Origin of the sequence: Phytoactinopolyspora endophytica, from assembly GCF_004138495.1 — a bacterium.
GTDB lineage: Bacteria > Actinomycetota > Actinomycetes > Jiangellales > Jiangellaceae > Phytoactinopolyspora > Phytoactinopolyspora endophytica.
The window spans coordinates 3,143-14,465 of the sequence record NZ_ML142861.1 but is presented as its reverse complement, the minus strand read 5'-3'; the positions used below and the strand labels follow the sequence as shown (position 1 = coordinate 14,465).

The following is an 11,323-nucleotide window of genomic DNA, read 5'->3' as shown; positions in this document are numbered from 1 at the left end:
ATGCGCTGGCTCGGGGGGAGATGGCGTCGCATTGCGGTCGTCGTCGTGTTGCTGCTTTTTCTGCTGATAGAAGGACGGGTTTTCGTGTTCCCGCCTGCAGACTCTGTGACTCGGGCGGATGCCATTGTGGTCTTCGACGGTCCAGGTGATCGTAATGCGCATGCGTGGGATCTTGCCGAGAACGAGCATGTCGCACCTATCGTGGTGATCTCGATTGACGACACGGGCAAGTGTGAACCCTGGAAGCGAGACCTGGAGGAGTACTGCTTGACGCCCGATCCCGCTACCACGAGGGGGGAATCGCGGGCGTTCGCCAAGCTTGCGAGCGAACGCGGGTGGGATCAATTGATTGTGGTGTCGACCGCAAGCCAGAGCGTCCGTGCTCGGTTGCGGCTCGGTCGTTGCTACGACGGCGACATGGAGTTCGTCACAGTCCGGGAGAACGGCGTCTTCGAGCAGGTGTCCCGGGTGATCTACGAGAACGGGGCCATGCTCAAGGCTCTGCTGTTCGAGCGTGACTGCTAGATGTCGGCCGTGCGGCGGCGCGCTCGCCCACCTTTCCAGTCGGTCATCCAGGGGGTTGCGACGAACTTGTCGCCAGGAGCAGCGGCTTGAAGCGGCCGACGCCCGCCCCCTCCGCCGTCTAGCCGCCATAAGGCTCCAATGGCTCCGACCGCGATGAACAACACGCTCATGAACGTGCCGTAGTAGAACGAGTCGAACGTGCCGCTGGAAAGTAGCGCGACCGGAGGGATGCAGGCGAGGGCTTGTGCCAAGTGCCGTGTCTCCTGATCAGCGCCACGTAGCCGGAGGCTGCGTCCAGCGAAGTATGGCGCGGCGAACAGCACTGCGATAGTGCCTGCGAGCCCGATGGCGCCTGTCTCGAGGAGGGTCACGTACAGCTGATTGTCCAGGAGGGTGTATCGCTCGAGGACGTAGCTGCCGGCGCCGCGGCCCAGCCATGGGCGCTCTGACCACAGGTCCATCACGTATGCGGTGCGGGCAATGCGGTCTTGGACGCTTGGATCGGTGCCCGCGTGAATGAAGAGCCCTCGAATGGTTCCCAGGACGCCAGGTTGGACTGCAGAGAAACCGATGACGGCGAAGCCGCCGATGATGAGTCCGTTGTACCGCTGGCGCCACGGCCAGACGGCGAACATCAAGATGAGGGCTAGACCGATGGCAAGTGTCGCTGACCGGGAAATAGAGAACGGGATCCCCACCGCGATCAGGGCGGCGGCGAGCCACCTCCATGTGCGCTGTCGAGTCGTGGCAGCAAAGAACGCGAAATGTAGAGCGAGAGGGAGCAACATGGCCAGCACGACGCCGAACTCGATGAAATGACTGGCCGTAGACGCTACGCGGGGAAAACCTGCGCCGCCACCACCGCGCTCGCCGACGCCGACCAGAGTGTTCTGCAGCTGGAGGCCCGGGATCCGGATGTATTCGACGATGTTGATGATCTCGGTGAACTGCAGCGCACCGATGATGCCCATGACGGCACCGAGATATACGAGCAATATCAGGAGCCGGTTCAACTGGCGGCGCGTGGCGATCCCGTCGGCAGTCGCGAGAGCGATCCCCGCCATCGAGCCCACGAATATCATCCAGCGGTCAGCCTGACTGGCCTCAATAGCTGGCAACCCTCGATCGAATCCGACCGCATAGAAGAAGAACTGCAAGGCGACGAAGCCACCGATAATCCATCGGACTGGTTGAAAGCCACCAGGTAACCCGCGTCTGGTGAGCAATGCGAGCAGCCAGAGGAACAGCAGGAGCAGCCCGACTGCGACAGCCGGCCTGCCCACCGCTCCCATTCCACCGATGACCAATCGCGCCGGGATGAGAAACTGCAACGCCAGAAAGACGCCGAGAAGGGCCAGCGCCGTCAGTTCTCTCCTCCGAAAAACCAAAGGTTGCCACGGGCTGCGCAGGACGGTTGCCGGGCCCTTGGGCAGCCTCAGAAGCGCCGGCTCCCAGCGTGAGAAGCGGCCTTCCCTGACACGCGTGGTCGTATAGCGCCCGCGTCGGGCTATGGCGGCGTGGCCTGCCCTGAGGAGGGTCATGGCTACGATCACCCTAACGCGTCGGACCGCGCTGTGGTGCTTCCTCATGGCTCGTGCTCACGGCGACGGACTCCGCGTGTGCCTGCGGGTGATTCCCGTGAGCAGTATTGCCCGGGTTGTCGTCGTCTTCGACGTCCGCCTCCGTAGCGCGCTCTTGTCGTGCGTTCAAATTGGAACTGGACGCGGAGTCGGATTGTGCTCGGGACGCCGAACTTGAATTGGAGGCGGAGCCCGATGGCGGGCGCTCTGCCTCAACTTCCGAGAGAAGCGACACGTGTGACCTCGGTCCGCCTGCGGCATTCGGGCGGCGAAGAGGCGGGGACCAGCTGTCAGCACCGCGGCCTTGACGTGGTTTCTCGCCGCTCGCACCGACGGTCAAAGGGACTGGACCGTCAAGGGCCGCCGTCTCATCGTCCACGATTGGAATGTCGTCCAACGTGAGCTGATCGCGATTCTCATCGTCGATGGCCGCAGCGTGCTTGTCTTCCTTACGCCGTCGCCGTCTCGCGCGAGCTCGGACGAAGAGTCCGAGGGCGTCGTCGAACAGCACGGATATGAGCACAGCCAGTCCGGCGCCGAGCGCCCCTACCACCGCCTGCGTCCTCAGCTGGCTGGTCTCAACGACTCCCACGACCTCCGGCTGGGCCAGCACATCGAGCGTGTACTGAGATCGTTCTGGAATGTCGGCCTCGTTCTGCCTGGTCTCCAGCTCGGTGATGGCGATGTCCAGAAGCGCCCCGGCGGCATCTTGAGCGACGCCGGGCGAGTCGGCGCGGGTCACGATCTGGAGTATGTTGCTCCGGGCGTCCGCGCCGATCTCGTAACTGGCCGACAATCCGTCGCCCGCCAGCTGACGGGCTGTATCAGTACTGTTCAGGATGATGCCTAGGGCCTGTTGTGCGCCGACGGTATTGCTGAATGGGTTGTAGAGCTCTGCAGGCACACGTTCAGGCGCGACCATGGCTACGCTCTGTGCCTCATACTCCGGGTTGGTCTGTTTACCAGCCATGCTGACGAGCACACCGGTTACCGCGAGCAGCGGCAAGAGAATGTACCACCTGCGCAAGGCGGCTATGGTGATGCGCCAGACGTCCACTCGTCCCTCCCCAGGGCAGAAAACCGCCCGCAGGCCCCCCTGCGACGACTTGCGACACGTCACCGGACAACGGCACGTGACCAATGCTCATGGTAGGCGCTATGAGCGAATCCGCCAATCGGACTTACCGCGTGATCCACACATCTCGCGTCCTTGGGACCTGGGACCTCGCGTTGTATGCCCACATTGGGCTCGCGCGAATCTGCAGACAGCCTCGCTCATGTCGGGTGACCGGGTGTGCACTGTAGAACTGCCGCCGACCAGAACCACGCGTCTGGAAGGCCTGCCGGACGGGCTGGACTCGCCCGGCGCGGTCTGTGCGCTTCGGGAGACCGACGTGCGTTCGGTGACCGTCTTAATCGATGGGAGCATGGGTGTCTTCAAAGATCGCTCGCGAGACCGTGCCACAGTCCGGGAATCCGCCGGTGTTCTTGCTCAGCGGGCCGTAGCGGTACTCGCGGCTGAAGGCGATGCCGTCGATGGTTACCTGGTGACAAGCGTCGGCGGCCTTGTTGACGGTGGAAGCGACGATGAAGTTGCCACCCGAGAACCAGACCTCTTGTATGAGTACGTTGCGGACGGGTTCGTCGTCCTTCCCGGGGGTAGCGATGAACGCAGAATTTGCCCCAGCGTCGGTGTCCATTTCGACCACGCTGTTGCGGATCGTCAGGCCATCGACTCCCTGTGGCTGAAAGCCATCGAGATGGATATCGGAGTCCTCTCGACGCATGGAGTGGATGTATACGCCCTCGTACAGGCTGCCACCGCCGCCGGCCTTGACTGCGTCACAGTTGTAGCCGGTGATCTCGGTGTCGCGCACGGTTATGGGTTTGGCGCCCTGCCAGATTCCAGCGCATGAGTCGGTCGATCCGAGATCGAGTTCTACGTTTTCGATGACCAGGTTATCGACACGCTCGTGATCTGCACGGATAGCCCACGTCGACCCACGGTATGTGATCTTGACGTTCCGCACGGTCACGTTGGCAGCACGGATCTGCAGCGATGTGAGGTGTCGATTCTCAATGACCGTACCATCTTCCTTCACGGTCAGATCGGTTTCCGGCTCCTCAGGGACGGCGGATGGATCGGACAGCCCAGCTGCGTCAATAACTCCTTGCTTGGCGCCATCCGACGGCCACTCGTCTGCTGGCTCGGTTGTTGAGGCTGGTTGCGACGCGTCCGCGGGCGTTGTGGGCGACGAGTCTGACGGATTTGATGACGGCCCGATCCGCCCCGCAGCGAACAGGATGGCAACGATGGCGACCACGATGACTCCGAGGCCCAGAACTGCCGTCTTCTTCATGGTGCTACCTCCCCGCTGCTCAGATTCGGGACGACACCACGGTGCGTGCGCGTCGCCAGACGTAGCCTGGAAGGCTTCCGATACGCTGCCGATTCGCGGTCGCCGCCCTTGCGGCGGCAACCGGCAACGTCACCAGGCCAGCGGCGATCGACAACTTCGACGCGGGGACGTCTAGTGCCTCATACCCTTGAGACTGCATGGCCTTCCCGCCGAGGAACTGGATGGTGGCCACCTCCGAACCGGTCAGTTTCGACTCCCAGCGTCGCAACGGCTCACTCGACACTCCACCATGGGCGTCGAACCGCGAAAAGGAGCTGTTGTGGATCGGCACGTCCATCATTTCAGGCTCGAACTCCAGCCCCAGCCACGCAGCCATTTCACGCATGGACTCCTCCGGTCGGAGCACCATGTCCTCATATCGCTGGACCAGAATTCGCTCGTCCCCAAATTGTGCTCGGGCTGCTGTGGCTGCGCCGATGGTGCTGCGCCACAGGAGTGTTGCTAACCGCAAATCATACGATCGCCCCGTGCGCACTTCCTCTGCTTCGAGTGCGGTCTTGTGGTCGGGATCTCCATCCAGGTCAAACCCGCCCTGGTGCCGCCAATCCCGGTAGGACGAGACCACTGCACGCGGATCACGAACGGCACAGATGATCTGCGCGCCGGGATAGCGCTGCAAGATCTCCGGGATACGAAAGACATGGCGAGGTGTCTTCTCGCCCCATCGGCCTTCCGGCTTGCCATTCTTGTCGGCCATGATATGGCAAAAGGCTTCGAAGTAGGCGTCGGGTCCTACTCCCAAGGTCTCCGCTCGCGCTTTCAACTCCCCGCGCGACACGGGACTCTTCTCGGGATCGCCACCGTGGCCGTACGGTCGATGCGCCAAGGAAAGGAAGTAGTCTTCCGCTACCCTTCGTTGGTCCGAGGACAGGGGGTCCATGGCCCCCTCGCGCATCCGCAAGCGCAGGTCATCGAAGTAATGGGTTTCGCCCGCCAAATGTATGTTTGAGTGCTGATTGAGGCAGGAACGAATGAGCGACGTCCCTGAACGTGACGCGCCCACGACGATGATCGGATCTGTCTGCATGCTTGCCCCCCTGTACGCCCATGCTGCCTCGCGGTCGTGGCTGGCTACGATGTTCTTCACCACGACGTCTTGGCACTCCCCCTGGTAGGCCAAGCATACGCGCACCACCCGCGTGGGCCGCTCCGAACAGCGTCGGTGTGAACTTGCGCGATTGTCAAGACATTCACGATGAAGATCTTGTGGCGAGCGATCCACGGTCCGGTGATGCGAAAACCGGCGTGCGGCCACGTCTCGCGCTTCAACTTGCCTATGCGGCATACTACGACTTATGGGGGGAACATACTTGTGCCTTGCTGGCGCTTCTGTCAGCAATGGCAACCGTGGTGTCGAGGCGCTTGGGCGTTCTGTGCTCGACGTCTTGGATTCGGTGGTGCCCGGTGCGAGCGTCGGCGTCCTGGACGATGGCTGGGGCGTGCGAGCTGACAATTCCGGACGCTATGAGTCAATCGACGTCGAGCACCTCGGAGCGAGGCTTTCACGCCGGTGGCATCGGCCGGAAAGCTGGGCGCAGATCCGGGTCGCTCAGATGCTGGGCGGTTTTGGCAATCCAGTGGCGAGCAGGATTGCCCGTTCAGCAGCGGTCTTGGACATTAGCGGGGGTGACAGCTTCACCGACATCTACGGCGAGGCCCGCCTGCGGAAGATAGCGGCGCCCAAGGAGGCGGCCATCCGGGCGGGTCGTCCCCTGGTGTTGCTGCCGCAGACGTATGGACCCTTCTCAACGGTCAATGGCAGGCGCGTGGCAGAAGGGCTTGTTCGTTCGGCGTCTCTGGCGTACGCGAGGGATAGCGCCAGCTACGAGCGGCTCCTCGAACTTGCAGGCACAGCCAGCAACCCGAGCTGCTTGCGCTGCGGCGTGGACGTGGCCTTCGCGCTCACGGCTCGCAGGCCACGAGAGGAGATCGCTGACCACATCGACGCGATCGAAGGCGAGTGCATTGCGGGCGTGAACATCAGCGGCCTCCTGCGCGGTTCGGCCGGACACGATCAGTTCGGGCTGGTGGGCGACTACGTGTCCACCATGGCGAACCTGGTGACTGGGTTGGTCGATGCGGGGACTCGGGTGCTGCTCATTCCCCATGTTCATATTCCTGGGGGCGAGGGCGAGAGCGACATCGCTGCGATTGACGCGGTTCTTGCGTTGTTGCCGGAAACGGTCCGGTCGCGGGTGACCGTCATCCCGTCCGAACTTGATGCCGCCGAGCTGAAGTGGTGCATCGCGCAGTGTTCCTGGTTCGTTGGTAGCCGGATGCACTCCACCATCGCAGCGTTGTCGTCCGGCGTGCCAGCGTGTGGCTACGCCTACAGCGACAAGACGCTCGGGGTCTTTGAGACGGTTGGCATGGGCGATCATGTGGTCGACGCTCGACACTTCGGCGGGGACGAGGCAGTCGAGGCGATCTTCGCCTCCTTCAAGGCACGCGAGCCCACCGGGCGCCAACTCGCTGCGCGCGTTCCCGCTGTCGTGGATCAGGCACGCGGACAACTCCGCGACATCGTGGCCGAGGTGGAGACCTGGCGACGTGATTTCGGGCTGTTGCCTTCTGTCGGCATGCGCGGGGACCAGATCGCATGACGAGGCGAAACCCAGACACGATTCAGGATGTCGTCGACGCTCATTTGTGCACCGGGTGCGGCGCTTGTGCTTATCTTGACCCGAGCGGTCTTCGGATGGGCGATGTTCCTGATGTGGGGCGCAGACCGTTGCCGATTGCCGCTGTGAACGGGCGGCCAGGCAGCGCGCCGGTTGCTGTGTGCCCGGGGCGTGGTCTCGAACACGAGAAGCGAGCGCTTCGGGAAGCGCCCTTCCATGGGGAGTGGGGACCCGTTCTCGAACTCTACGAGTGCTGGTCAACGGATCCTGCGGTTCGGCGAAAAGGATCTTCAGGTGGTGTGGTAACTGCTTTGGCGGCACATGCAGTGAGCTCTGGCTCCGCTGTGGGCGCCCTCCAAGTTCAGGCGCGAGCTGATGCACCGCTGGAGAACGAGACGGTGCTCAACCGGACGTACGAGGACATCGTCGCTGCCGCGGGTTCACGCTACTCGCCGGCAAGTCCGTGCGAGCGTCTCGATCTCGTTGAATCGGCAGAGGGACAGTCTGTCGTCGTAGGCAAACCATGTGACGTGGCCGCCACAGTCAACGCATCGAGGATACGGCCGGAGCTCGGTGAGAAGGTCGGGCTCAAGATCGGCATTTTCTGTGCGGGAACCCCCTCGACGCGTGGTACTGAGGAGGCCATTAGGCAACTGAGCGTGGAGCCGTCAGATGTCCAGCGTCTTGACTATCGGGGTTATGGCTGGCCCGGCCGATTCCGGATTCGTACCAAACAAGGCGAGACGAAGTCCTTAAGCTACGAGGAGTCGTGGGGGCAGACGCTTCAGAAGCATCGGCAGTGGAGATGCATGATCTGCCCGGACCATACCGGTGAGTTTGCGGATATCTCCGTCGGAGACCCGTGGTATCGACAGATCCGCGACGGCGAGCCCGGGCGGTCACTCGTGGTCATTCGCACGGAGGCGGGCAGAGCCGCGCTGCACTCTGCGTTGCGCGACGGCGCGCTGGAGGGGGACACGATCCCGCTCGAACGACTGCCGCAGTCGCAGCCTCAATTGGCCCATACGCGAGGGGCGGTGTGGGCAAGGGTGTTGACCATGCGGCTCGCGGGCTTGAAGACACCGAGCTTTGTGGGGCTTCCCTCGGTTCGGGCCTGGCTCAGGCTTAGTATCCGAGCGAAGGCCTCGTCGGTGATCGGCACGCTGAAGCGGATCAGACGTCGGCGCTTGCGGGAACCCGAGTCCTCCCGGCACCAAGAAGCTATCGCCCGTCAGGAGGTCCGCTGATGGATCGCCGCGCAGACATCATCATGATTACGTATCGCAGCGCTGGATATCTCCATCTGAGCCTTCCTCGTCTGCTTGATAGCTGCGGCGAAGGCGATCGCGTCTGGCTGTGGCACAACGGTGACGATGAGGAGACGATTGAGGCCCTGCGGCCTTACCGGAAAGACACGAGGGTTCACCGCTATCAGCATAGCCGGGAGAACGTGATGCTTCGTGAACCGACATCCTGGCTATGGAGCGAGTCGGACGCACCGCTGCTGTCCAAGGTCGATGATGACTGCATTGTGGCTCCCGGTTGGATTGATACGCTCGCCGAAGCTCACGAAGCCAACCCCGAATTTGGCGTCGTTGGAAGTTGGCGGCATCCTGAGGACGATTTCCGCCCTGACCTTGCCACCCGCAAGATAGCGACATTTCGCGGTGGACACCAATTGATGCGCAACATGTGGGTGCAGGGCAGCGGCTACATGATGAAGCGTAGGATCGTTGAGCGGCAAGGACTCCTCCGCGCCGACGAGTCATTTCCTCGCTACTGCATTCGGTCCGCCCGAAGCGGCGCGGTGAACGGCTTCTACTATCCGTTTATACCGGAAGATCATATGGATGATCCACGGTCACCCCATACCTTGATCCGCACCGACGAGGACTTGCGTTTGCGTATGCCCCTTTCGGCCAAGGCGAACGGCGTCCGGACGGTGGATGATTGGGTGGAACAGCTCAGGCGGAGTGCCGTCGTTCTGCAGGAGACTTCACCGGATCCACGTGATTGGACCTGGTGGAGGCGCAAGGCGCGACGCGGGCGGTATTACCTACGGAGGCTGACAGGGAAGCCGGCCAGATGGTGACGCGCGCGGATTCTTCTGGAGAGCATGTGGTGAGCGGATCCACGGGAAGCAAGACACAGGTGAGCGTGATCGTCGTCTCGTACAACACGCGTGAGTGGCTAGGAAAGTGCCTCGAGGCGTTACCTGCGGCGGCGATGAACCAGACCCTGGAAGTGATCGTCGTCGACAATGCCTCGGCCGATGGCTCCGCCGAGGCGGTAAGCGACGGTTTTCCAGACGTCCGGCTGATCCGAAACCATCGAAATCGTGGGTTCGGCCGGGCCGTCAACCAGGGCGCGGACGTAGCCAGCGGTGAATACATCCTGCTGGTCAACCCCGACGGTCACGTTGAACCGGGTGCCATTGATGCGTTGGTGGATTTCGCACGTAGAAATCCCCAGTACGTCATCTGTGGTGGTCGAACGGTCACACCTGCCGGAGAGTCCGATCCGCGCTCGTGTTGGGCCGCCCCGACGCTGTGGAGCCTGGCCAGCAGCGCAGTGCTGTTGTCCACTATGCGGCCAGGCTCTCGTCTTTTCGATCCTGAGGCCATGGGCCACTTCGGCCGCGACTGTGCGCGCGCCGTAGATATCGTATCTGGGTGTCTGTTTTTGATCGCCCGGGCAGACTGGCAAGAACTCGATGGGTTCGACGAACGCTACTTCGTCTACGGCGAAGATGCCGATCTCTGTCTGCGTGCCACCGCCCAGACTGGTCGGAAGTGTGCAATAACGCCGGATGCGGTGATGGTGCACGCGGTGAGTGCCTCATCGAACAATCAACCGGATAAGCATGAATTGTTGCTCAATGGCCGGATTGCCCTGGTCCGGAGTCACCTCGGTGGGTGGCGAGGCCGGGTGGGCGCGGCGCTCATTGTCGCCGGAGTCGCGGTGCGAGCGGCGCTCGAGCGGCTTGGCGTGGACAGGGGCACGAACTGGCGTGAAGTGTGGCGTCGCCGTGAGCGTTGGAAGCGGGGCTACGCCTCAGTCGGCGATGCTTCTGGATCGGTCGCCACCCGTGCGGCAGGCAGTGGTTAGGCCTTGAACGACAGCCTCCCGCCGTGCAGCAGACACGGGAGGCCGCCGTCGGTATGGGCGTCCACGCTTTCCGTGGACGCCCATACGCACGCTCCGTGGGTTGATTACCAATCCCTTGGGTCAGGGGGCAGACTTGCTTGTGTCGTCGTAGACGTTCGAGGACTCCCAGACTAAGCCTGGTCCTCGCGAGAGTACGCCATACCGGTAATCGCGTCCGAAACGGTTATCGCGGAAGACGACTGAACCGCCTCCTAGTTTTCCAGCGTTGACGGTCACGTTTCCACCGTTCATGAGGTTTCCCTCGACAAGGACGTCGTCAATTGGGCCCAAGAGACTGCCGAATTGTATGGCCGCGTTCATGGGATCGTCAGTGTCGGGGTTGTAGGGTTGCAGGTTATTGTTGCGGATGACCACGTTCGATCCCTGACGCATTTGGATCGTGTCGTGGTGGCCGCCTTCTACGCGATACAGATGATGAACGTAGCTGTCCTCGATCAGGACGTTGTCGCCTTCAATTCGTATCCCGTCGAAGAAGTTATGAATGTTGACGCGGCGCAGTGTGTATTCGCGAAAGAGAATCGCGATCTTTGACGTGCCGTTTCCGTCTATTTCAGTGTCCTCGACCACGAGGTTCTTGTATCCCGGCTCAACATGAATGGCGTACTTGCCCGTGCTCGTGATCTTGGACCGCTTGATCGTGACATTGTGGGCCTCGACCTTGATCGTGCCTTCAACATGTACCGCATCGATGACCGTGTTGTCCTTGGTCACCGTGATGCTTCCAGACGGCTCGAGATCTACACCGTCGGGAACGCCGGTCGTGTTCTCGTCAGGGAAACCCTCGGTGTAGTTGTCGTCGGGTTCGTCAGGTTCCGGTGTTGGCTTGGGACTGTCAGGGGCTTCGGTTTCGGGAGACTCCGGCGCCTCGGACGGAGGCGCGTCCGGCGTCTCGGACGGGGAGGCATCTGGTGTCTCGGACGGGGACGCTTCCGGACTCTCGGTCGGGGACTCAGATGGTGCCGACGTGCTCGGAGAAGGATCGGGTGTCGGGGGAGCCACTGTGGCGGTT

General features: G+C 62.3%; 10 protein-coding genes. 5 read left to right on the top strand and 5 right to left on the bottom strand.

The genetic code is table 11. The annotated features are described in order from the left end of the window. A partial coding sequence (locus ELR45_RS35660; protein WP_205857058.1) for a YdcF family protein occupies window positions 1-525 on the top strand: 525 nt, incomplete at its 5' end. Here ELR45_RS35660 and ELR45_RS22320 read toward each other — a convergent pair. The 4 genes from ELR45_RS22320 to ELR45_RS22305 all read right to left on the bottom strand — a co-directional run bounded on the left by ELR45_RS22320 (window position 522) and on the right by ELR45_RS22305 (window position 5,615). Further along, the gene (locus ELR45_RS22320) at window positions 522-2,066 is read right to left on the bottom strand and encodes an O-antigen ligase family protein (protein WP_165368013.1); all 1,545 of its coding nucleotides are present in this window, start codon (window positions 2,064-2,066) and stop codon (window positions 522-524) included. The two genes, ELR45_RS35660 and ELR45_RS22320, sit on opposite strands and share 4 nt — an antisense overlap. Window positions 2,067-2,079: 13 nt before the next feature. Then, window positions 2,080-3,162, bottom strand: coding sequence for a GumC domain-containing protein (locus tag ELR45_RS22315; RefSeq protein ID WP_129668320.1), 1,083 nt, complete (start codon window positions 3,160-3,162; stop codon window positions 2,080-2,082). A 355-nt stretch (window positions 3,163-3,517) separates the two neighbouring features. Continuing rightward, complete coding sequence (locus ELR45_RS22310; RefSeq protein ID WP_129668319.1) at window positions 3,518-4,465, bottom strand: right-handed parallel beta-helix repeat-containing protein; 948 nt, start codon at window positions 4,463-4,465, stop codon at window positions 3,518-3,520. 19 nt (window positions 4,466-4,484) lie between these two features. Then, window positions 4,485-5,615, bottom strand: coding sequence for a sulfotransferase family protein (locus ELR45_RS22305; protein WP_165368012.1), 1,131 nt, complete (start codon window positions 5,613-5,615; stop codon window positions 4,485-4,487). A 205-nt stretch (window positions 5,616-5,820) separates the two neighbouring features. On the opposite strand from ELR45_RS22305, the gene ELR45_RS22300 reads away from it, so the two are divergent. The 4 genes from ELR45_RS22300 to ELR45_RS22285 are packed head-to-tail and all read left to right on the top strand — an operon-like array spanning window position 5,821 to window position 10,254. After that, on the top strand, window positions 5,821-7,128 hold the full coding sequence (locus ELR45_RS22300) for a polysaccharide pyruvyl transferase family protein (protein ID WP_129668317.1): 1,308 nt from the start codon (window positions 5,821-5,823) through the stop codon (window positions 7,126-7,128). After that, a complete protein-coding gene (locus tag ELR45_RS22295) occupies window positions 7,125-8,393 on the top strand; it encodes a Coenzyme F420 hydrogenase/dehydrogenase, beta subunit C-terminal domain (protein ID WP_129668316.1) in 1,269 nt (422 codons plus the stop codon). The genes ELR45_RS22300 and ELR45_RS22295 overlap by 4 nt, the downstream gene beginning before the upstream one ends. After that, window positions 8,393-9,238: a glycosyltransferase family 2 protein gene (locus ELR45_RS22290; protein ID WP_205857056.1), complete on the top strand. Its 846-nt coding sequence runs from the start codon at window positions 8,393-8,395 to the stop codon at window positions 9,236-9,238. Before ELR45_RS22295 ends, ELR45_RS22290 begins: the two co-directional genes overlap by 1 nt. Beyond that, window positions 9,232-10,254, top strand: coding sequence for a glycosyltransferase family 2 protein (locus ELR45_RS22285; RefSeq protein ID WP_129668315.1), 1,023 nt, complete (start codon window positions 9,232-9,234; stop codon window positions 10,252-10,254). The genes ELR45_RS22290 and ELR45_RS22285 overlap by 7 nt, the downstream gene beginning before the upstream one ends. A 120-nt stretch (window positions 10,255-10,374) precedes the next feature. Here the strand turns inward: ELR45_RS22285 and ELR45_RS22280 are convergent. After that, the coding region (locus ELR45_RS22280) for a right-handed parallel beta-helix repeat-containing protein (RefSeq protein ID WP_205857055.1) at window positions 10,375-11,323 on the bottom strand (949 nt) is incomplete at its 5' end.